This is a genomic window from Janthinobacterium sp. 1L-D-8-B-C4, assembly GCF_057291295.1.
Genome location: NZ_JBXAVX010000002.1, coordinates 297,116 through 316,816, shown reverse-complemented (window position 1 = coordinate 316,816; position 19,701 = coordinate 297,116). Strand labels below are relative to the sequence as shown.

Sequence of the window (19,701 nt, the reverse complement as noted above, 5' to 3'; positions counted from 1 at the left end):
ATGCAACAAACAAAGAATGCTTAGCTCTACTCGGGAATCTTCAGGCGTACAGAGTTGCTCGCGACACATAACGATTATCCGAAGTTTGTTATTTGTACTTCGCCTGCAGTTCCCCCAGGGTCAGCTTGCGACCCTTGAGATTCATCAGGTCGTTCAGCGTGATCTTGCCGGCCTCGTACATCTCAGCACGGCCAGGGCCCAGGTATTCGGCCCGCCAGGCCTTGTCTTTGCTGGCCAGGAAGCTGGCGAAGTTCATCTTGCTGCTGACCGCGCCGCCATCGCTGGGGCGCGTGCTTTCGCCCGGCTCGTCCAGCTCGATACCCAAGTCCTTGAATGACTTGGTGCGCGTGCTGAGCACGCAGCGGCAGCTGAAATGAATGGCGCCAGGGCCACCTGCCCACTCGTGCGTATGGTTGATCGGCTCCTGCCCGTCCAGCGTGTACTCCTGCAGGTCGCGCATGGCACACAGTAGGCAAGTATGCGAATCAAGCGTCGACAGCCATACCAAGCACTCGATCAGGTCAGAATTCTGCTGGAACGAGGCCAGACGCGCGGCGTTGGCCACGGCTTGCACCGAGCTGTGCACCAGCGCGCGGGCGTTGGCTGCTGACGCCCTGAGAATTCCCTGCTCGCCTGGCGCCACAGGATCCGGTGCGGCGCCAGGCGGCTTGGCCGCTGGCTTACCGGATGGGTCGGCTGCCGGCGCGCCAGGCTTTGCTGCCGGCCCGGCTGGCGGCGCACTTGGCGAGTCAGGTGCACCCGGTCCTTTGCCTTTCGGTCCTGCCAAAGCGTCAGGTGCGGCGCCCGGCTTGCTCAATGGCGGCGCGGCCTTCGGGTCGGGCATTGGTGGCGTGGCGGGCAGCGCAGGCTTGTCGGCCAGCGAATCGGCCGCCTTGGCGCTCTTGCCCAACACGCGCGACACGATCTGCGACGTCGTTTCGCCCTGCGCGGCACCGAGCCGCACTTGGTTTGCGAAGCGGAATTGCGTATCCAGCGCCTGGCGCTTCCACCAGCCCGCCGACGGTGCGCCCTTGATGAGCGTGTCGCCGACCAGCTTTTCGAGGTAATTTGCCGGCGGCAGCTTCGCGCCCAACTCGATCTTGAGCGCCTGCGTCAGCACCTTGGCCGTGTAATCGGCCTCGATGCGCACCATGCCGGTCAAATTGCGGGTCATTTCGGCCTGCATGCCGGTGTAGTGCGACGAAATCACCGCATTCGACTCGCGCAGCAGCGCGCCCAGGCGCTGCTTGCCGTATGTCGATATCTCGCCTTCGTTCAGCTTGGCCGTCAATTCCTTCGACATGGCGGCCATCAGCAGCAGGATCTTTTCTTGCGCGCCGGAAGAAAAGCGCAGCAGGTTCAGGGAGTGCACGAGGAACATCTCGGCGATCCACTCTTCGAGCGCGCCCATCTATGCCGCCAGCAGGTCAGGCGGGGCGGACTGGATGCGCTCTTGCTCGTCTTCCCATTTCAGGTCAGGCGAGAGGATGCCGCGGCGCTGTAGCTCGTTGAAGTAGGTTTCGCCCGAGATACGGCCGTTGGCCACGCTCTTGAATAGCAGTTCAGCACTGGCTTCAGCCAAGGTGGCGGCGCCGAAGTCCTTGAAAATGGTGATGTGGCCGCCTTCCGGCTCATTCACCCATTCAGCCATCAGCTGCAGCGCCTGGTCACCGGCGTCCTCGACGTTGCCCGCGATCTTCTGCAGCGCGCAGGCGCCCTGCTCGTTGTCGGCCAGCGTCTGCGACTCGGTCACATTCCCTGGCTTGATTACCAGCAGCTCGGCGCCGGCCTGGCGCATCCGGTCTTCCAGGTCGAGGATGGACATGCGCCCGGCATCGATTGCAGCACCAGTGTGCTCCACGAATTTCAGGTCGCCGTCGGGATTGTCGGACTTGACCGCGCTTCCGGCGCCGACCGTGATGCCGCCCTCGCCAAGCATCCTGGCAAACAGGATCGGAACGCGCGCAACGTGCAGAATATTCTGCTGGTCGCTCTTGCTCTGCCAGTGCTCGATGTTGGTGTATGCCAGCTCTAGCAGCGGCGGCGTGGCCTGCATGTAGCCGAGGCGCTTGCCGTAGACCGGCACAAAGGGGATGATTTTCAGGCTGGTGATGCCCTCGTCATACAGCGTCCAATCCTTTTTGCTGCCGGTTTCGACCTGGCGCCAGATCTGCCATGTGCCGCGGCCCAGCACGCGCACCTGCTCGACCTCCTTGGTGTCGAAGTCGCCGTTCGGCTCGGACACACATTCCAGCAGACGCAACTGCGTCAGGCCTTCCAAGCTGGTGGCGGTCTTCGGCAGCCAGCCCAGGATGTTCTGCACATGCACCTGAACGAAGTACGGGCGCACGCCGGCGGCCTCTTCGTCGGCCTTGGTCACCAGGTTGCCCGCCTTCGGGAAGTCAACCAGGATGCCCGAGAAGCCGTAACCCATCGCCTCCTGGGTGATCTCCGACAGGAAGCTGTGCAGGTCGCGGCCGGCCAGGTCGACGTTTTGCAGCCAAGGCTTCAGGCGTTCCGGTACGTCCTCGCCCAGCGTCACCGGTTTGCTGAATGGCTTGGCCGACAGCACATCGATGGTGCGGGCGTAGGCTGGGAACAATGTGGCCACGGCCAGGCGTAGCTTATATGTCTCGCCATCCTCCCCTGGCCATTGCGGCATGTACTTCTCGCCTGCGGCCCGCATGGCCTTGGTGCCGCCCAGCAGCGCGGCAACCAGGGCGCAATCCTCGTTCAGCTTCACAGCTTCGGCTGATTGTTTGCGTACGGCGTCGGTCATGGAAATCCTTGTTGTTACATGCGCAGCGGCGCGGTGGTCGTCGTGCGACTCGTCACTGGCCAGCGCTTGGTGATGAAGTAGCCGCCGGCATCATTGGCATGGTCAAAGCCACCCTTCTTGTCCGGCTCGCCCTTGTCGTCATAAATCTGACGCTCCAGGCTGAGCGTGTATTTTGGGCACTTGGTGGTATTGACCAGCATCCGGCGCTGGTCGTAGGTGTTGCACAGCATCGCGTTGACGCTGTTGATCCGGTCTTTCACTGCAGGATTGGCATGGTCGACCACCACCGTGAAGCCGGCGGCGCGCAGCAGCGACAGGTCCGACTCGCTGGCGCCAGAGCTCTTGCGGTTCTGGCCGGACGCATCCGGGTAAATCGTTATCAAATGCTGCTGGCTGGCCTGCTTGTATCGGCCCTTGATCTTTTCGATCATGGCCGGCGTATCAAACACCTCCATGAACTCATCGACAGCGCGCGGCAGGTCGTCGCGGATCACGAACACCACCGCCGCCCCTTTGCCAACGTTGAAATCCATGCCGATGTGCAGCGCATCGCCTGGCTTGACCGTGTCGTCGGTATGATTGCGCCGACGATCGAAGCAGTAGTAGATGACGCCTTGGTAGTTCTCGAAGCTGGCCAGGTACTCTTGGCGGAAGGTGCGCGGGTCCATCTTGCGCCGCGCCGCCTCGATCTCTTCGGCCGGGACGTTGCCGCCGTCGACCGACGTGTACAGCCAGCTCTTGTGGTCAGGTTCACGCCCTTGTCCATCGAGGTAGCTGTCATAGCAATGGTTGAAACCTTTGGGCGTGCCGATCCGCAGCGCATGCCCGCCGACACGCTCCTCGCCATTGATGACGAAGCGGCAGGTCGACAGCATCGGCCGCAGCACCTCTTCCCAGGCGGCGTACACGCAGTCGGCCCATTCATCGACCAGCGCAAAGAAAAGGCCGGAGCCGCGCAGGTTGTCGTAGGCGTCCAGGCCGACGATGCGGATGACGTGGCCGGCTTTGGTGGTGATCGAGCATTCCGTCTCGTTCGGCTTGCCGGCGCGCCAGCTGGGCGGGATCGCCTGCTTGAGGCGCTTCCAGAAAACGCGCTTCGCCTGCTTGAACGTCGGCGCGCAATACCAGATCTCGTCCTCGGTGCTGACGCCCCACTCGGCAGCCAAGCGCGCAGCACGGCGAATCTCGGCCTTACCCAGGAATGTCTTGCCAAAGCGCCGGCCACACACCGCATCACGGAATCGAGCCTTCTTTTGCCATCCCCAGCAATAAATGTTCGCCTGTTTCGGCGTCAGCGCGACAGGCCCTTCAGAGAATCGGGCTGTCGGGGAGGTCTTCATCGGGCTTCAATATGTATTCAGGTGCGGCCGGCATGCCTTCGCCGGTATCACCTGGTGCTTTCGGCGCATCGAGGCGGCGGTTGACGTAGACATCGCCCACCTCCTTGGCGGCCTGCTCTATCACCGAGACAGCCAGCGCAATATTGCGCATGCCCTCGGCCTGCTGCGCCATCCGGCCCAGCGCGCGAAGGCGAAAGGCCCGGCTGGCAATGGGAATCTCTGCGACTTCGTTGCGGAACTTGGCCCGGGTGTCGCTGAACACCGTGCGCCATTTCAGGCTGAGGTTGCGCCCGACGTAGCAATTCGGGTCGTAAGCGGCCACCTGCTGCCGCATGACATCAAGCCCGAACTCCTCTTTTACTGCCTTCGAAACCTGCGTCGGCGTGTCAAAACAGGCCAGCGCTTGGACGATGAACAGCTTCACCTCGTCTCGTAGTGCTGCCATAAGTTGCCATCCGGTAAAAGCCGCGTAAAGCTATGCGACCTTGAGCAGACAGGTTCCGCACGCCCTCGCGATGTTGATTCTCGCCACTTCGGGCGGTGTCTTTGCTGCATCGATCATGCGCTGCACGTCCTTGCCGGCGCCGTAGCGGCGGACCACGCCGATGAACTCTTCGACATCGTGCGACCGCATGCACAGCTTCGGCAACCCGTACTTGTTGAAAGCCGGCGCGCCGAAGTCATCCATCTCCTGGGCGATGTGATAAAGCTCGTGCTCGACCAGGGCGCAGAACTCGGCGTCGCTGCAGGTCAGGCAATACGATGCGTCCAGGGTGATGAGGAAGTCCGGCACTGCGCCGAACCAGTCGGCCATCTGTTGCTGTTGTCTGCCCTTTTGCCATGGCCCACAGCGAAACGTCACTTCTTCGCACTGACCCAGCACGGCGCGGCCGGCCTTCACGAAACCTTCCGGCGCCCACAGGAACTGAACATTGCAAGACTCCAGGTGCGCGTGGTCCTCGTTGTAGAGCGCGCCGCCTTCGGTGAGGATGGTTGCGCGCGCCCACTTGAGCACCTCGGGTGCGGGCAGGTATCGATTGTTCAGCGGGTCGGTGAATTCGAGTGGCGGTACCGGGCGACCTGAGCCTGGCGCAGCTGGTTGTCTGCGCGCCATGCTACTGGGCGCCGTCGACGTCGAGCATCACCGGCGGCATCGTTGCGCCCACCACCCACAGCCGGATGGCGCCGCCGGCGTTTAGCGCGGCCAGTTCGTCAGCATCGGGGCGCCAGTACGACAGCACGGCCGGCAGGTCGCCGACGTGCGTGTGCGTAACCGGCAGCGCGTTGCATGGCAGCTCGCCTTGGTCCCAGCCTGCAGGCGCTCCGAGCACGCCGTTGTTCGATGGGTGTTGAATTTTATCCATAGCAGTAGAGTGAACAAAGTTTGATAAAAATCAATGCCTCATTGTTTCTGCGCGGCACGATATTGCTTTTCCGCAAAGAAATATATGAACCAAGACACTCGCCCAAACGGCGTTCAGACAGCACCCTTCCTCTCTCGCCCTGACACGGAAACCGAGAAGGTAGTTAATATCGCCGTGCGCCTGGTGATGGAAGTCGGCTTGAGCGCCGCAGAGGAATATCTGATCAGCCGAGGCGTGGACAAAATAACGGCCTTGCGGGTGCTGAGCTACGACCCTCGGGTGCGCCGCAGGCCTCGATAGAACATTTAACTTGGTGTCACCGCCCGTGCCAAGCAGGGCCGCGATGAATTGCGGTGGAGCCTCTTGGCCATGATGCGTCGGTGACTGCGCCCGTTTTGTGAGCCTCTGCCACTGGAGCGCGCTGGCAGGTCGCAAGTGTCAGGCAGTCCAGGCGCGCAGCGCCGGCTTGGCAATCGCCCACAACCAGGGCCAGGCAAGCAGGATGATCGCGACGATGGCGCCGCCGATCAGCGCGCCCAGGCACAGAAGGGCGATGATCATGGAGCGGAAGTCGATATCGAACATGCGCCACCTCAAATAGAAAAGCCGCCGGCGCAGTGATGCGGCCGGCGGCGAAACCCGGCGTGCCGAGCAAGGAGAAGCTGGAGCGGGCGGCGGGAATCGAACCCGCGTGGAAAGCTTGGAAGGCTTCCGCTCTACCATTGAGCTACGCCCGCGCGGGAAATTGATCTTGGCTATACGCTTGGTGTTAAGTTAATTTCTCGCAAACATTGATAGAAGCGCATACAATGGACCGATAGTCGCCTCCCCGCCCCTGAGGACGGCTGCATATTTGGAGCCGCAATGAACAAGCCACATTTGCCTGCGTACGTCTTCCTCTACACGGAACGTACTCAGGAAGCTTTTCTCGCCGCCAAGCAAAATCTTGGCTCTCGATTTCCGATCGACGTACAGAACTCGGCACCACCCTTCGACAACAAGAGCGTCAAGGCTTGGGCCTCGGAAGCTGGCGAAAAATTATGCTTCGAGAACGGCAGCGCGGCTGCAGTTGTAGCGTTCGTCTACGAAGATGTTCTCGCACACATGCTACGGGTCACAACTAATACTCACGTCGAAGCGAATATAGCAGCATAGAAAAAGCCACCTCAAGGGTGGCTTCGATGTTGCTCCCACGACTATAGCGCGTGGTGAGCGGCAAATTCAAGGCGTGCAGATACGGCGCTGGGTCCGGGTACTGTCGCTAGTTCCGGCTATCGGTGGCGCCAGGCGCACATTACGATTTCCGGAAGAGTTTTCTTGAATAAGAGCCTGCATTATACAACGGAATACTGTTTGTAAACACAGGCGCACTACATTTTTCGCTACCGGTCGCTGCCGCGCAACAGGCCGCCCGCTCTGCCCGAATGGCTGTCGGAAATGGCGCTCAGCTCGCTCACCATGTCCTTGACGCGCTCCAGCTCCAGGCCGGCCGCGCCGTGGATCGCTGCGGTGCCCGTGCCCCTGCAGCTGGTGCAGATGCCATTGCCCAGCAGCACCTTAACGCCGGTGCCGCTGCAGCCCTTGCAGGTGCTGTCGAGCCAATGCGCCAGCGACTTCTCGGCCACGCGGCGGTAAAGCGCCTGCGCCGCCTGCGCATCCCAAGCCGTGTTTGCGGGCACCCAGCGGCGTGTCTGGCCGCGGCGGATCACCTCATCAGTCCAGACGCGCAGCAGCTGTGCTAGGTTCTGCTGGCTGCCTTCGAACATGCGATCGAGCGTGCCATCCGCGTACTTCACGCGACACAGCAGCGCGCCGATATCGCCGGCGAGCGCGGCGGCGGCCAGCGGCTCGGTCTGGTGGTGCAGCGCGTCGTCCAGCAGATTGGTCGAGCCGATTGAAGCGATGTAGCGATCAGGAAATCCCATGGGTGCCTTTCATTTGTGAGTCAATGTTAACACCCATTTCCGATTTGAAATAGTGCGTTCTACGATGATTTTTCATACCCTCAATACCCCTGTTTTGTTGAACTCGCGGATCGCCGCAAGTGACGCCCGGGCAATGTCGACATTCGACACGCTGCGCAGAAAAATCATCGTTTTGCCAATGCCCTCGCGCAGCAGGCGCATCTCGTCGCCGGTGACGCCAAAGGATCCGGTGCGCTGGGCGCGCGCCTGGATTTCGGCGATCGCTTCGACCATGGCCTGCGCCACCGGCAGGATCTCGTGGCCGTCCGGCGCCGTGCGCCGTGCCATATCGGCGTTGCTCAGCAGGTCGTAGACGTGCTGCTCCCGAAAGTGGTTTTTGCCCATCGCCTCGCTGGCCTGGAAGCCCGGCATTTCGAAAGCCAGGTCTTTGCGCAGGCCCGCCGGCAGCACGGCCGGCTTCTGCACGTACCGCTTGCGCGGCTTCTTGTTGGCGCTCATGACGCACCGCCAATCTCGATGCGCACCGCGCCCGGCTTGGCGCCATACTCGCGGCGGATCATGCCTCCCACCCAGGGACGAGAAGCCGAACAGATTTGGCTAGGGCCGCATACCCCTTCGCATCGATAACGATAAGCCTCACGGCGGGATGGTATTTCGCCATCCGCCGGATTTTCGTTTTACTACGATCGTCCATCCATCCCTTCACCTCGTGATACGCAACCGCGCCATCCATCTCCTGCACCCAAAAATCAGGGAGATAGCTCACGCACCCACGCTTGATGCCATCAAACCAAAACGTTTCAGGTTCGTGTTTCCATGCGGCGATTTGGCCTTTCTGCCTGAGCCATTCCAGGTAGTAGGCATAGTTCGCCTCCCACTTGGAGCGGTAGTATTTCCGAATGCCACCAATGTCGCGCCAGCCCGCCTTCCAGCTTGCGCCGGGGCGAGGGTTCACCATCGTGCCATTCGCGGCCTTTGTCTTTAATCCCCTAATCGTCATTTCTCGCCTTTGATCTTCAGTAACGGACGCATTCCATTTCGCTGATGCTTTTGACATTTTTTCCTTTGCCTCCCCGGAGTGCTTTAGGCCAAGAGCGCCTCGTGGATGACCTTGGGTTGCAATGCGCTCTTTGGCCTTCTGCGACTGGTCAGCACGCAGGGCCTCTGGCGTATCAAATTTCTTAACCCTGTTTTTCGCCTGCAAAACTCGCGGCCTATCAGATGCACCATGCCCAAGTCGACTTGCCTTTAAATGAATTGATGCTTCCGTCCGCCCGAGACTGCGCGCAAGAGCGACGACGTCGACGAATTTGCCATCAGCGTAGGCGTTAGAGAGAATTTCAAGGTCAGCCAAGGTCCATTTTTCAGCGCCGGTCCGAACGCCAAGGCGCCAGCACCGGTTGCGCACGGAGGCCTTAGACCTGCCCGTTATCACGGCTATCTCAGCGTGCCCCATCGTGGCCGCCAATTCCACGAGTCGCGCATCCTCCTCGGCGCCCCAGTGCAGCCCCTTGCTGCGGTTGGGGTTGAGCTTAGCACTTGGCCATGGCAAGGTGACGGCGATCATTGGCAGACTTCCAGCTTGGCGATCACGGCCAGCGTCAGCGCCATTCGCGTCGCCACATCGCGATCATCGGTCATGTGGTCAACCGCTACCCGCACCGCGCAGTTGGCAGCAGCGCCCCAGCGGCCATACACATTTCCCCTGCTGTGCAAAACGTCGACTTGGCGCTCTGCTGCCATCGGCCCGATCACCGACCAGTCACCAGCCCAGTCCGGCACCAGCGCCTGGCCACGGCTTTCGGCCGCGCCCGCCGGCGGCATACCGAGTAACGAGCCGCCGACCTCGACCAGGCTGGACCAGCCAAGCAGCTCGGCAAGGCGTTTGTTTGCTGCGATTTTATTTTCTTGATTTTTCATAGAGGCCTTTCTAAGCCGTTTTTCTGATGTGTCCGCTATGCGGGTAGCCACCACACCGCTCGCGCAGCGTGGCGGTATCGCAGGTCAAGCAGCTGCGGCATTTGCCGCTGGCTGCTCCGGTCGTTTTCCTCGATGCGACAGCCAATCGAACACCACCAGCCTGCCGCCGCCCTCTCGTAGCCGATCGAACGCCCGTTCGCCCAGGAACTGCTCCAGGCCCTCCGCGTCCAGGTTGCTGATGACGATAGTCGGACGCGCAGCTTCGTACCGGCCGTTGATGATTTCGAACAGAATGAGCTTTTCTGTGTCGCTGCCGTGCTGCACGCCGACCTCGTCCAAGATCAGCAGGTCCGGGTCGACCAGGTCGCGGATCGCCTGCGCCTCGGTACGGCCGGCGCCCTTGCCGTAGGTTTCTTTGACGGAGCGCACTGCGCGCATCACCGAGGTGAAAACGGCTTGACGGCCGTGCGCCATGATGTGGTGCGCAATGCCGACGGCCAGGTGCGTCTTGCCGGTGCCGACGCCGCCAGCGAAAAGCAGGCACGCACCAGTTGCGCGGGCATCTTCGAAGTTCTCGGCGTAGCGGGTGGCCACGGCCAGCGCGCGCTCGGCGCCGGCGCAATCGGGCCGGTACGATGCCAGGCGCCGATCAGCGAACCGCTCGGGGATGGCGGCCCGGCCGAGCTTTGCGCTCCATTCGCGCGCCTTGAGCTCCTGGCGCCACGCGGCGCGCTGCTCTGCCTCGCGCACTTGGTCCTCGACGTTCATGCAGTCAAGGCAGCCGGACCAGGCGCCGCGAATCAGCATCGCCGTGTATTCGCCATGCATCGGGCACCGCTCGATCTGCGCGCTGACAAAGCGCGGCCTGCCCTCAGAAGGTGCCATCTGGTGCAACGCCTTTGTGGTAATCCTGCTTGCCAAAGTTTCCATGTTGTACATTCTTTCCGCCTAAGGGCGCCCGCTTCATCGTCAGTTGATCCCACTTTTCGCGCAGCTTCGCCGGCGACAGGATGTTCGAGCACCAGAACGCATCAGCCTGGGCCCATTGGAAAAGCTCGCAGATTTCCGCATGGGTGCGTTTGTCGCGCTCCCGCAGTAGCCGCACCTCGTCGGCCCAGGTATCGAAGTTCGGCTGCTTCGCGGCGGCATTGTTCGCCAGCACCCGGCCGAACAGCCAGCGCGCGCACTTTTCGTCGTCAGCACTGTGCTTGCGCTTCTCCCTGGCTTCCTTGATATCGACCACGGGAACCGTCGGATTCGCCGCGTCGGGGATTTTCTCCGACAAGGTTTTATGTATTGGGTATTGGGTATTGGGTATTGGTGTTTGGGTAGCCGTTGCAGGCGTTGCAGGTGCCGTTACAGGTGGCGTCTCAGGTTTAGGATTTTTCTGGTCCGGTAATGCGCCCACCATCGCCCGGAGTTCCTTGATACCGATGTTCCAAGCAGCGTGCTGACCGGCAGCCGTAAGCTGCGCAAACAGGGCTGCGCGCTCGTCTCTATGCCGCCTCATGCGCGTTTCCTCGTTTGCTTTCTTCGCCTCGCGCTCTGGCTCGCCGGCCCGGAATGCGAGGATAATTTCGTCGCACGTTTTGTGATGCCAGCCATCGGTAGCGAGAGAAAAAAACTCTTTGAGAACGACGTCAACCGCTTTTTTTTCTTCGCGGCTGCGTGCGCGGACGACGCGTTTTATTTCTTCGACGTCCGGATCGAGCGGCATTTCCTTGTCAAGGTATCGCCGAATCATGCGGCAATAGATCCCATCCTCGCACGCGGAAAGATGCGAGGTGTTCTTGTCGTAGTCGCCAATGTGGTGTTCGAAGTAGTTCAAGGCATGACCTCCTGCGCACGCGCCGCGCCGAACAGCGCAGCCACCAGCGGATCGCCCACGGCCTTGGCCTTGCGGATCCAGTACTTGCTGCGCCACCGCGCCTGCATGCTATCCCAGCGGCCGTCCAGCTTGGCCTTGGCCTCGAAGCGCAGGCGAACCTGGCGCTTCGTCAGGTGCTTCAGCTTGCATGGCGCGTCCGGCAGGTCGCCGACTGCATACACGGCCATGGCGGCGCCGGCGCGCGGGTGTGGCTTCCAGCCAGCGATGTAGATCTTGTGGTCGGCATGCAGCTGGCCCACCCACTTCAGCACGGATGCCTGGCTGACGCCCGACTTGATGACGATATCGGCCTTGGTACCGGGCATGGCGCCCAGCACGAATTCGCTGAAATTTGCGCGCGTCACTTTGCGTTCTCCTCGTCCATCAGCTCCATATCGAACAGCGTAGGCATGCTGACTTCGCGCTCCATCGCCCGGCAGTAATGCACCTGGTCGGTGAAATATGCCGGGTTCAGCTCGCTGCCGGCGCCGCGGCGGCCCAGCTTCATGGCGCGCACTGGCACGGTGCCAAGGCCACAGAACGGGTCATAGATCACTTCGCCAGGGTTGCTGTATCGGTTGATCAGGCGATCAACGATATCAATCTGGAACGGGCAATTTTTGACGATGCAACCTTCGGCCGTGAAGCTCTCATCGTCCTCGACCTTGATGCACCAGGTCTCAGCCTCGCCTGCAGCATCCGCGCTGCGAACCTTCTTCCACGCGCCATCAGCGAGCAGAAATTGAGACTTGCGCCGGTCCCCTGTGACATCAAATGCCATCGCCCAGTCCTGGCGCGTCTGAACCTCGCGCCCCTCGATGATTGCGGTTCCGGGTGCGCGGCCGGCAATCAGGGTAGCGATAGTGCCGTGCACCCGCTGGGCCAGCATGGCCATACCCAGCAGCAACGGACGGGAAATGCTGCTCGCCATCCAGCGGCCGCGCTCCGGCCGGAAGTGGCCATCGCCGGACAAGTACCCTTCCAGCAAGGCTCGCGCCTTCGGCTCCGGCAGCGCGAGCAGGTCAGCAGGAACCTGCTTGTCACCGGCGCCCTGCCCGCAACGCCCCAGCGCAGCCGTCAGGCCTGCGCTCATAGCCTTCAAACGAATTTGCACTGCCGTCCCGGTTCTGCTGGTGCCCACATGGAAACCTGCCAAGCGCTCGAATTCGTCCAACTTGTCCGGCCCGATGCTCACATGGAAGTCGCCCCGCGTCCCGACGTGACCATCGGCAAGCCAGCGACCGAGCAGCCAGCACTCTTGCGTCGAGAGGCTGCTTTCTTCCGTTGGTGGCAGTTGCAAATTCACGTAGCCGCCGACGGTTTCGTCTGCGCGCAGCCATTCCGGTTGCGCGCGTGCCGCGCCGTCGCGAGACCGCACCCAGTTTGATTTGCGTGTCCAGAGCTTATGGTCGGGGGTCAAGGTCAGCGCCGCTACGCCTTGCGCGCGCAGGTCGACCACAGGACGGACGCCGGTGCACGCCACCATCAAAACTGATTTCCACCGCCCCTTATGCGTGAGCACCTGATCGTCCAGACGCACATCCTGAATCGGAACATGGCCCCTGCCGCGTGTAAGCACCAGGCTGCCGCGCGCCAGGCAAACATGCTTTTCCACCGCGCGCGCCGACTGCTCACCGTTCAAGGTGCGCATGCGCACGATGTCGTGCCACACGGCCGGGGCGGCGCTGCCCGGCGCCAGGCTGAGGTAATCCGCAGGCAGCGCCTTGTTGGCCAGCAGCGCCTCGCCCACCTCGACGTGATATTCGTAGTTGTAGACGTTGTCCAGCGACATGCTGGTGAACAGCTTCGCCAGTTTGCCCGGGCCGAAGCTGGCCAGCTCGGCCGCGCCCAGCAGGCGATCGCCACTGGAGCGCCAGAACGCATGCGCGTCGACCTGCCAGCGCGCGACGCTGTAGCCGGTGCCGGGAATCGGCGCGGCCTTGCGATCAAACGGGATCCGGTCGCCGGCATCGTCCAAGCACATCGGCTTCGCCTTCGTGACCGGCGTGTCGGCATAGCCGCGCGAGCGGTCCGTCTGCGGTTTGTGGAACAGCAGGATGTACTCCGGCGAGCCGACGCCCATCTTCGTGCCATCCTTGCACACCTCGGAATAGCCCAGGCGGTAGGTCTGGTTGTTCTCGCGCACGACGTCGGTCACGACGGTGATCATGCCCATGTAGTCGAAGCCGTGCTTGATGCCGTGGAAGATCGCCTCGGCGTGGAACGGGCTGACCGTTGGGATGCCGGCGCCGGTCACGTTGCCGAAGTTGATGCGGTCCTTGACGTGGCAGGCGTAGATGCGGCCCGGCTGCAAAATGCGCAGCAGCTCGGGCGTCAGGAAATCCATCTGCGCCCAGAAGTGATCGTTGTCCTGCGAGTGACCGAAATCGTTGTAACTGGGGGAATATTCGTACTGATTCCCGAACGGAACCGATGTCAGCACCATGCCGACCGAATTATCCGGCTGCTGCATGGCCTCCAGCACGCAGTCGTTATTGGCCACCGAAAAGCGCTCGCCGGCCACCACCGCGCGCTCGACGCCGATGGTGCGCGCCAGCGAATCCTGCATAGACAGTTGGTCCAGGCCGTAGTTGCGGATGATCTTGCCCATCGTTTCCTGCATTTCGTCGTGGCGGCGCCATTTCTCCATCAGGTCGGCCAGCACCTTGCGCTCGACCTCCGTGTGGATGATGTCGATGCGCACGGCGTGCTGCTGCTGGAAGCGCTGGACGCGGTGGACGGCCTGGATAAAATCGTTGAACTTGAAGCCGATGCCCGCGAAGATCTCGCGGTGGCAGTGCACCTGGAAATTGCAGCCGCTGCCGGCGATGATCGGCTTGGTCGACAGATCCTTGATCTTGCCGTCGCTGAAGTCGGCGATGCGCTGCTCGCGCTGGTCCAGGTCCTGCGCGCCCCACACGCTGACAACACCAGGCACGGCCGCCTGGATCGCGTGGCGCTCGTCTTCCAGGTCGTGCCAGATCAGGAAGTGATCATCAGGATCCGCAGCCATGATTTCGGCCACCTTGGCAACGCGCGCGGCCATGCTGTCGCGCTTCTCGCCGGCGGCGGCCGACAGGCCCATAGCCACGTTCGGGATCAGCAGGCCCTGGCCGTTCTTCTCGGCGCCGGCCGTGTCGTAGTTGCTCGGCACCTCGTGAAAGCGCACGTCGAGCGCTGGCAGGTCGTAGCCTTCGTCAGAATGGCCCAGGTCGCTCGGGCGCTGGATGAAGACGGCCCAGCTGGCCACCCACAGCCAGAATTCTTGCTCTTTATGGGCATACAGTGTCAGGTTGCCGGCCTTCTCGCTGTCACGCTGGAAGAAGCGCGTCAGGGCCTGGCCGGTGTCCATCACGCCAAGGAAGCCGGCATAGTGGATCAATTCCTTGAAGCGGTTCGGCGACGGCGTGGCCGTGTAGACGAACTTGAACTCGACCTGTTCGAATAGCGGCAGGAACTCTTGATAGGTCTTGCTGCCATAGCTGCGCAGCACACTGGCCTCGTCCAGGCCCACGGCGCGGAACTTGCGCACGTCGATCTTGCCTTCGCGCACCGATTCGTAGTTCGTCAGGTAGACGACGTCCTGGTCATCGATCTCGGCATCGGTGCGGATGAAGCGCACTTGCACCTCATATTCCCCAGTGAAGCGCTTCGCGGCCTCGCGGATAAATTCCTGGCGCACGCCCAGCGGCAGCACGATCAGGCGCAGGCCCGGGCGGTGGATGCCGATCTGGCGCATCACTTCCAGGTTGGTGCTGGTCTTGTGCAGGCCAAACGAGGCGAAGATGGCGCGCTGGCCGCCGGCCAGGGCCCAGCGCACGATGTCGCGGGTGTGCGGCTTGAGGCCGGGGTGGATATTGTCCAGCGGGACGTCGAAGCCCTTGCGCTGGGCCAGCTTGATCTTGGCTCGCAGGAATTCGCTGTACGCGGCTTCTTTCAGGTGTTTTTGCTCTTGCGGGCTAAAGGCGCTCATGGGTGTTCCAATGTAGGTTGAATGGTGGCAGGCGCTGCATCGAGCAGGCCCATCGACCGTAAAATTTCGTGTGTGGTGCTGACGGCTTCGCGAAAGGCATCCTCCAGGCCGGCCAGCGACAGATCAGCCGGGCGCGGGCGCCGGCCGTCGAGTACGTCGTGGCAGGCGCTGCAGCAGAATGCGGCGGCCGTGTCTGGAGCCTTCAGGCCCATGCCCTTCCCGTCCACCAGGAAATTGCTGTGGCAGAGCACGGTGGTGTCAGGGTCGAAGTTGCAGACGGCCAGGCGCAGCGTGCAGTCCTGGCCGCGCGCGGCGCGCCGGATTGGCGTCGACCGTGGGCCGTTTGATTTCAAGCCGGCCTTGCGCGTCTTCGCCGTGCGCTGGTGCGACTGCACGGAGAGCATGCCGGTGCTGGGCATGGGCGAGGTGCGCTTGAGCTTTGACACTTCGCGCGCCTCGATGCTTTCGCCGCGCGCGAAGGCTGTGCGTTTAAGGCTAGCGCCGGGCTTCATGGGTGAGCGCTTCATTTCCCACCGCCAACACTCGACCTGTTATCATTCATCCAACTTAAAGCGAGGATATAATGGGCTGGAAAAAACTTGCCGGAATGACTGTTGCTGTTGTTGGCGTAGCTATGCTTGTAGGCTTGATGCTTGGCGTGTGGATACCTTGGTGTAGGGTTGGCGTTGGTTCGTGCAAAATGGGAGCTGCTGAATGGGCCTATTGGGTGGCGGCAATCGGCACTGTTGGAGCATTTGGCGGGACGATTTGGCTTGCGACTTCTGAGCGTAGAAGTCGGCGAATGCAGGAATTCGCGTTGGCTCAAGTGACAGCAGCAAGCTTCGCCGAGCAAATTAAAGTTGCTTCGCACAAACTCGAATATGCAATCACTGCCATGCAAAACTTTGCTAAAAATCCTGCAAAAGCCAATTTCGCAGAACTTCACCGCGTTAATGAGATAACTGAAATTTGGACGCCTGCTGACACAATTCCGCTTGTTGTATTGCCAAAGGGTGTTGCAATGGAACTTAGTGCTGTCTGCACACAATTCAGAACGACACAGCACAATCTCGTCATTGCAGCAAGGGAGATGGAAATTACTGGCGTGGTGAGACAAGATTTCATCAGAACTCAAATCCGCGAATATGAGCGCCTGCGCGAAAAACTGGACCTTGCATTGAAGATATGCCTCTATGCCTGCCATTCGGGGCAGCGCAGAGGCGAATAATTTTGCACGGCTCATCGTCAATCCTCCATCGCGCGCTTGATACCAGCGCCATCGAGGCCAGCAGCCTTGCAACCCAGGCGCGTGGCGTGGAAGTAGGCATTCGTGTCGCTTTCGTGGCCGGCCGTGGCCAGACCCGCGCCGACCAGGCGCTGCATAGCCTCCCGCGCAGCGCCTGAAATGTTCGCGCAATAGTAATTGCGCCAGCCCCACTTCGATTTCGGGTATTGCTTCACGGCGCCCAGCATGTGCTGGAGCTTGGCGAAGTCGCCAGGCATGATTGCGTCGCGGACTGCGGCCAGCGCGCAGGCGGCGCATTTGCCGTGCTGGGCCAGCTGCTTGGCGGTGCTGGCCTTGCCGCAGGCGCAAACCTTGCGCTTCAGTGAGAAGTCGGGCGCGGCTTGGTTCGCCATGTGGTGGCGGGTAATTTGGGCTGGGTTGGCGATCATGCTATGCTATCCTTTTGATAACCAGAGGTGAGTATGGAACCGAACCAGATACGAGAGATGTGGGGCAAGTTCGATGACTTGATTGCATCTGATATTTCACCAGACGCAAAAGCCATCATTTCGGCGATAAAGATGCAAACCGAAATCATGAACGGCAGGCTCGCTGGAGTTGAGCGATCAACAGGTGAGTTGGCACGAACAGCAGCGCAGCAAAACATGAGGACCGGCTTTAAATAGTCGAAGATGCTCACGCCACCCTCGCAATCTCGCGCTCGTGCGCGAAGTTGGCGAGGATCAGTGCCTTAGCCATGGGTGGGCAAACTGAGTTGCCGCACATGCGCACCTGGGCCGACTTCGTCAGTTTCAGGCCTTGGGCCGGGTCGTCGCCAATGATGTAATCGTCCGGGAAGCCCTGAGCCCGGAACAGTTCGCGCGGCTGCAGCATGCGCAGGCCGATATCCACGATCTGATAGTCCTGGCCGTGGATCGTCACCAGGCCGAAGCGGTCCTTACTGGTGACCGTGTGCAGCGGCTCTTCCAAGCGAGGATCTTGATCACTGCCGTAATATTTGACCAGAAACGCGCGCACTTCGGCGTGGTGCTGGCCGCCGGCGCTGACCGTACCGAGTGGCTCGTCGGTGCTTGCGGCAGTGCTGGTGCCGCGCAGTTTGATCATGTTGCTGGTGACCAGAGCCGACTTACCACCACCGCCGGCCGTGACCGTGCCGAGTGGGGCATCAGCGGCGTGGCCGACGCTGGCGCCCATGTCGCGCTGAATATGCGCTGTGACGATCCCCATGGCATTGCCAGTGCCTGGCCGCGCCTGCTGGCCGCCAGCGGTAACCGTATGCATCGGCTCGTCGAGGGCGCTGCCGGTGGCGCCGGTGCGGAATTTGGCGATGTGAGCCGACACCATCGCGAAATGCCCGCCCTTGACCTGGGCGCAGATCGTGCGCAGCGGCGCGTCGGCCGGCATCACGCGCTGGGTGCTCGCATTGGCATGCTCCGTCAAGAAAGCCGTTACCAGGCTGTGGTGGTCGCAGGCGGTGACCGTGCCGATAGGGTCGGTCAGGTCGGAACCCACGACACCCGTGTAATGCTTGGCCAGGAACGCGGTGGCCAACGCCTGGTTTCCGGAAGCGGTGATCGTCGGTACCGGCATGTCGGCGCCAGCGCCGGGGTGTCCAGTGGTATTGGTCATGACGAATGGCGCAAGCTCGGCCTCGACCAGCGCGTGGCGGTTCTCAGTCGTCACGGTATTGATGGGCGCACTCGGGAACTGGCCACGTGCGTCTGTCGAACGCTTGTCGCTGTAGTAAGGGCTGAGGAAGGCGGTCGACAGCGCCTTCTCGCCGCGGTGCGCGCCGGTGATGGTGCGGAATGGCTCACTGATCGATTCCGTGCGGTCGCCGCCTTGGTGCGTGACAGGGACGATAGTCGGCAGCACGACAGCACGATGGTTTTCAGCGGTCAGCGTGCCGAACGGCTGATTTGCCGACACAGGCTTGCCGCCGTACACCGGGCCGCCCTGGCCAACGATGAACGGATCCGCAGCGTCGACCACATAGCGCATGATCCCCTTGGCGATACGGCGCAGCGTGGCCGGCGCCAGCGGCCGGTCGCGCTCGAAGATGCTCGGGCATGGCAGGCTGAAATCGATGCACTCGGCCGCCGTGCGGTACGGCAGCAGCTTGCCGGCGCGCACGCCGATGCTGTCCGGCGCGCCATGGGTAGGCTCTGGCCACTTGATGGCGATGCCGTCGCGGCGTGCCACCAGAAAGAAGCGTTTTCTGATCGTCGGCGTGTCATGGTCGCAGCCGCGCATTTCGCGGTAATCGACTGTATAGCCGTGCGCGCGCAGCTGGCGGATGAACGAATCGAACGTCTTGCCCTTCTTCGCCGGGTCAGGCTTCGCGCTGCCATCGGCGGCGATCAGCAGCGGGCCCCACGTTTTGAATTCCTCGACGTTCTCCAGCATCACGACCCTGGGCTTGCACTTGGCCACCCAGCGCAGCGTTACCCAGGCCAGGCCGCGAATTTTCTTCTCGACCGGCTTGCCGCCCTTGGCCTTGCTGAAATGCTTGCAGTCAGGGCTGAGCCACACCAGGCCCACCGGCCGGTTGCCGGTGACCTTGATCGGGTCGACGTCCCACACGCTTTCGCACAGGTGCGTGGTGTGTGGGTGGTTCGCCGCGTGCATGGCAAGTGCCTCGGGATCGTGATTGATGGCGATATCGACCGGGCGGCCGAATGCCTGCTCCAAGCCGGTTGACGTTCCACCACCACCCGCAAAGTTGTCGATAATCAACTCTGTGCCCAGGTCGAGGGAAAGCGTGAATGCGTCGCGCTTCATGGGCGCACCTCGCCAGGGGGCCCGAACAGCGCGGCCACCAGCGGATCGCGCATCGCCGGGAGCCGGTTGATGCGGACTGCGAAGTGGGTATCGTCGGCCATGATATGGAAGCTGCGGCCTGGCACCACAGGCAGCGCGCGTGCCGGCGGCGCAGGGATGCGCGGCTCGTGCTTGTTTTGCTCGATCTGCCCCAGGAACTCGCTTACGAGCAGCGGGTCATTCACCAGGCGGTAGCAGGCCTTGCCCAAATACGTTGCTGTGCCGTCAGCGTAGCGCGCCAGCACCGCCACGCCAGCGGCGCGCAGGTCGGCGATGTATTTGCGTGCGCCGGATGGCGACATTTTCAGATAGGCGCAGATATCGTCGGCCTGCATTTCGCGGGCGGCCAGTTCTGCTATCAGGCTTTTGAGGTTCGCGGTGCGCTGCTCGGTCATGGTGGTGCAGCGAATGCGCATGGCTGGGGCGGTCATGGATGCCCCGCAGTGAGGGTAATCAGTGCGCGCTGG

General features: G+C 61.9%; 22 protein-coding genes and 1 tRNA gene. 3 read left to right on the top strand and 20 right to left on the bottom strand.

What is annotated here, in order from left to right; translation table 11 throughout:
• Positions 1-88 precede the first annotated feature (88 nt).
• From AC0Z42_RS04620 to AC0Z42_RS04585, 8 genes are all read right to left on the bottom strand, one after another.
• A complete protein-coding gene (locus tag AC0Z42_RS04620; protein WP_485467064.1) occupies positions 89-1,411 on the bottom strand; it encodes a structural protein in 1,323 nt (440 codons plus the stop codon).
• Positions 1,412-2,779: a DUF4055 domain-containing protein gene (locus tag AC0Z42_RS04615; protein ID WP_485467063.1), complete on the bottom strand. Its 1,368-nt coding sequence runs from the start codon at positions 2,777-2,779 to the stop codon at positions 1,412-1,414. It lies immediately after the preceding gene.
• 14 nt (positions 2,780-2,793) lie between these two features.
• Positions 2,794-4,119 carry a phage terminase large subunit family protein gene (locus AC0Z42_RS04610; RefSeq protein WP_485467062.1) on the bottom strand — a complete coding sequence of 442 codons (1,326 nt, stop codon included), beginning with the start codon at positions 4,117-4,119 and terminating at the stop codon, positions 2,794-2,796.
• On the bottom strand, positions 4,088-4,564 hold the full coding sequence (locus tag AC0Z42_RS04605; protein WP_485467061.1) for a DUF2280 domain-containing protein: 477 nt from the start codon (positions 4,562-4,564) through the stop codon (positions 4,088-4,090). The genes AC0Z42_RS04610 and AC0Z42_RS04605 overlap by 32 nt, the downstream gene beginning before the upstream one ends.
• A gap of 30 nt (positions 4,565-4,594) precedes the next feature.
• A complete protein-coding gene (locus AC0Z42_RS04600; protein WP_485467060.1) occupies positions 4,595-5,233 on the bottom strand; it encodes a putative metallopeptidase in 639 nt (212 codons plus the stop codon).
• Position 5,234: 1 nt separating this feature from the next.
• On the bottom strand, positions 5,235-5,483 hold the full coding sequence (locus AC0Z42_RS04595) for a hypothetical protein (protein WP_485467059.1): 249 nt from the start codon (positions 5,481-5,483) through the stop codon (positions 5,235-5,237).
• Between the two features lie 438 nt (positions 5,484-5,921).
• Complete coding sequence (locus tag AC0Z42_RS04590) at positions 5,922-6,068, bottom strand: hypothetical protein (RefSeq protein WP_485467058.1); 147 nt, start codon at positions 6,066-6,068, stop codon at positions 5,922-5,924.
• A 78-nt stretch (positions 6,069-6,146) separates the two neighbouring features.
• Positions 6,147-6,220: transfer RNA gene (locus AC0Z42_RS04585), tRNA-Gly, on the bottom strand.
• A gap of 127 nt (positions 6,221-6,347) precedes the next feature.
• On the opposite strand from AC0Z42_RS04585, the gene AC0Z42_RS04580 reads away from it, so the two are divergent.
• Positions 6,348-6,638, top strand: coding sequence for a hypothetical protein (locus tag AC0Z42_RS04580; RefSeq protein ID WP_308920577.1), 291 nt, complete (start codon positions 6,348-6,350; stop codon positions 6,636-6,638).
• A 227-nt stretch (positions 6,639-6,865) separates the two neighbouring features.
• Here the strand turns inward: AC0Z42_RS04580 and AC0Z42_RS04575 are convergent, their stop codons facing one another.
• From AC0Z42_RS04575 to AC0Z42_RS04535, 9 genes are all read right to left on the bottom strand, one after another.
• The gene (locus AC0Z42_RS04575; protein WP_485467057.1) at positions 6,866-7,408 is read right to left on the bottom strand and encodes a hypothetical protein; all 543 of its coding nucleotides are present in this window, start codon (positions 7,406-7,408) and stop codon (positions 6,866-6,868) included.
• 72 nt (positions 7,409-7,480) lie between these two features.
• Entirely contained in the window at positions 7,481-7,906 is a 426-nt protein-coding gene (locus AC0Z42_RS04570) for a hypothetical protein (RefSeq protein ID WP_485467056.1), read from the bottom strand.
• A gap of 58 nt (positions 7,907-7,964) precedes the next feature.
• Positions 7,965-8,975: a PDDEXK family nuclease gene (locus AC0Z42_RS04565; RefSeq protein WP_485467055.1), complete on the bottom strand. Its 1,011-nt coding sequence runs from the start codon at positions 8,973-8,975 to the stop codon at positions 7,965-7,967.
• On the bottom strand, positions 8,972-9,328 hold the full coding sequence (locus AC0Z42_RS04560) for a hypothetical protein (RefSeq protein ID WP_485467054.1): 357 nt from the start codon (positions 9,326-9,328) through the stop codon (positions 8,972-8,974). Before AC0Z42_RS04560 ends, AC0Z42_RS04565 begins: the two co-directional genes overlap by 4 nt.
• Before the next feature lie 84 nt (positions 9,329-9,412).
• Positions 9,413-10,213 (bottom strand): ATP-binding protein, encoded by an 801-nt coding sequence (locus tag AC0Z42_RS04555; protein ID WP_485467053.1) that lies wholly within the window; start codon positions 10,211-10,213, stop codon positions 9,413-9,415.
• A complete protein-coding gene (locus tag AC0Z42_RS04550; RefSeq protein ID WP_485467052.1) occupies positions 10,200-11,156 on the bottom strand; it encodes a YdaU family protein in 957 nt (318 codons plus the stop codon). The genes AC0Z42_RS04555 and AC0Z42_RS04550 overlap by 14 nt, the downstream gene beginning before the upstream one ends.
• Positions 11,153-11,560 carry a hypothetical protein gene (locus AC0Z42_RS04545; protein WP_485467051.1) on the bottom strand — a complete coding sequence of 136 codons (408 nt, stop codon included), beginning with the start codon at positions 11,558-11,560 and terminating at the stop codon, positions 11,153-11,155. Before AC0Z42_RS04545 ends, AC0Z42_RS04550 begins: the two co-directional genes overlap by 4 nt.
• Positions 11,557-15,168: a DNA methyltransferase gene (locus AC0Z42_RS04540; protein ID WP_485467050.1), complete on the bottom strand. Its 3,612-nt coding sequence runs from the start codon at positions 15,166-15,168 to the stop codon at positions 11,557-11,559. Before AC0Z42_RS04540 ends, AC0Z42_RS04545 begins: the two co-directional genes overlap by 4 nt.
• Positions 15,165-15,695, bottom strand: coding sequence for a nuclease domain-containing protein (locus AC0Z42_RS04535; protein ID WP_485467049.1), 531 nt, complete (start codon positions 15,693-15,695; stop codon positions 15,165-15,167). Before AC0Z42_RS04535 ends, AC0Z42_RS04540 begins: the two co-directional genes overlap by 4 nt.
• A gap of 56 nt (positions 15,696-15,751) precedes the next feature.
• On the opposite strand from AC0Z42_RS04535, the gene AC0Z42_RS04530 reads away from it, so the two are divergent.
• Positions 15,752-16,396 (top strand): hypothetical protein, encoded by a 645-nt coding sequence (locus AC0Z42_RS04530; RefSeq protein ID WP_485467048.1) that lies wholly within the window; start codon positions 15,752-15,754, stop codon positions 16,394-16,396.
• Between the two features lie 17 nt (positions 16,397-16,413).
• Here AC0Z42_RS04530 and AC0Z42_RS04525 read toward each other — a convergent pair whose 3' ends face one another.
• Positions 16,414-16,842, bottom strand: a complete 429-nt coding sequence (locus tag AC0Z42_RS04525) for a hypothetical protein (RefSeq protein ID WP_485467047.1) — start codon at positions 16,840-16,842, stop codon at positions 16,414-16,416.
• Positions 16,843-16,875: 33 nt separating this feature from the next.
• On the opposite strand from AC0Z42_RS04525, the gene AC0Z42_RS04520 reads away from it, so the two are divergent.
• A complete protein-coding gene (locus tag AC0Z42_RS04520) occupies positions 16,876-17,079 on the top strand; it encodes a hypothetical protein (RefSeq protein ID WP_485467046.1) in 204 nt (67 codons plus the stop codon).
• A 10-nt stretch (positions 17,080-17,089) separates the two neighbouring features.
• Here the strand turns inward: AC0Z42_RS04520 and AC0Z42_RS04515 are convergent, their stop codons facing one another.
• Both AC0Z42_RS04515 and AC0Z42_RS04510 read right to left on the bottom strand, forming a co-directional pair.
• Positions 17,090-19,195, bottom strand: coding sequence for a DNA cytosine methyltransferase (locus AC0Z42_RS04515; protein WP_485467045.1), 2,106 nt, complete (start codon positions 19,193-19,195; stop codon positions 17,090-17,092).
• Positions 19,192-19,665: a helix-turn-helix domain-containing protein gene (locus AC0Z42_RS04510; RefSeq protein WP_485467044.1), complete on the bottom strand. Its 474-nt coding sequence runs from the start codon at positions 19,663-19,665 to the stop codon at positions 19,192-19,194. The genes AC0Z42_RS04515 and AC0Z42_RS04510 overlap by 4 nt, the downstream gene beginning before the upstream one ends.
• Positions 19,666-19,701 lie beyond the last annotated feature (36 nt).

Coding starts and splice junctions, on each gene's coding strand:
- AC0Z42_RS04580 (WP_308920577.1), top strand. CDS start 6,348: ATGAACAAGCCACATTTGCCTGCGTACGTCTTCCTCTACACGGAACGT.
- AC0Z42_RS04590 (WP_485467058.1), bottom strand. CDS start 6,068: ATGTTCGATATCGACTTCCGCTCCATGATCATCGCCCTTCTGTGCCTG.
- AC0Z42_RS04555 (WP_485467053.1), bottom strand. CDS start 10,213: ATGGCACCTTCTGAGGGCAGGCCGCGCTTTGTCAGCGCGCAGATCGAG.
- AC0Z42_RS04595 (WP_485467059.1), bottom strand. CDS start 5,483: ATGGATAAAATTCAACACCCATCGAACAACGGCGTGCTCGGAGCGCCT.
- AC0Z42_RS04535 (WP_485467049.1), bottom strand. CDS start 15,695: ATGAAGCGCTCACCCATGAAGCCCGGCGCTAGCCTTAAACGCACAGCC.
- AC0Z42_RS04620 (WP_485467064.1), bottom strand. CDS start 1,411: ATGGGCGCGCTCGAAGAGTGGATCGCCGAGATGTTCCTCGTGCACTCC.
- AC0Z42_RS04530 (WP_485467048.1), top strand. CDS start 15,752: ATGGGCTGGAAAAAACTTGCCGGAATGACTGTTGCTGTTGTTGGCGTA.
- AC0Z42_RS04525 (WP_485467047.1), bottom strand. CDS start 16,842: ATGATCGCCAACCCAGCCCAAATTACCCGCCACCACATGGCGAACCAA.
- AC0Z42_RS04560 (WP_485467054.1), bottom strand. CDS start 9,328: ATGAAAAATCAAGAAAATAAAATCGCAGCAAACAAACGCCTTGCCGAG.
- AC0Z42_RS04605 (WP_485467061.1), bottom strand. CDS start 4,564: ATGGCAGCACTACGAGACGAGGTGAAGCTGTTCATCGTCCAAGCGCTG.
- AC0Z42_RS04610 (WP_485467062.1), bottom strand. CDS start 4,119: ATGAAGACCTCCCCGACAGCCCGATTCTCTGAAGGGCCTGTCGCGCTG.
- AC0Z42_RS04600 (WP_485467060.1), bottom strand. CDS start 5,233: ATGGCGCGCAGACAACCAGCTGCGCCAGGCTCAGGTCGCCCGGTACCG.
- AC0Z42_RS04570 (WP_485467056.1), bottom strand. CDS start 7,906: ATGAGCGCCAACAAGAAGCCGCGCAAGCGGTACGTGCAGAAGCCGGCC.
- AC0Z42_RS04565 (WP_485467055.1), bottom strand. CDS start 8,975: ATGATCGCCGTCACCTTGCCATGGCCAAGTGCTAAGCTCAACCCCAAC.
- AC0Z42_RS04515 (WP_485467045.1), bottom strand. CDS start 19,195: ATGAAGCGCGACGCATTCACGCTTTCCCTCGACCTGGGCACAGAGTTG.
- AC0Z42_RS04615 (WP_485467063.1), bottom strand. CDS start 2,779: ATGACCGACGCCGTACGCAAACAATCAGCCGAAGCTGTGAAGCTGAAC.
- AC0Z42_RS04575 (WP_485467057.1), bottom strand. CDS start 7,408: ATGGGATTTCCTGATCGCTACATCGCTTCAATCGGCTCGACCAATCTG.
- AC0Z42_RS04510 (WP_485467044.1), bottom strand. CDS start 19,665: ATGACCGCCCCAGCCATGCGCATTCGCTGCACCACCATGACCGAGCAG.
- AC0Z42_RS04520 (WP_485467046.1), top strand. CDS start 16,876: ATGGAACCGAACCAGATACGAGAGATGTGGGGCAAGTTCGATGACTTG.
- AC0Z42_RS04540 (WP_485467050.1), bottom strand. CDS start 15,168: ATGAGCGCCTTTAGCCCGCAAGAGCAAAAACACCTGAAAGAAGCCGCG.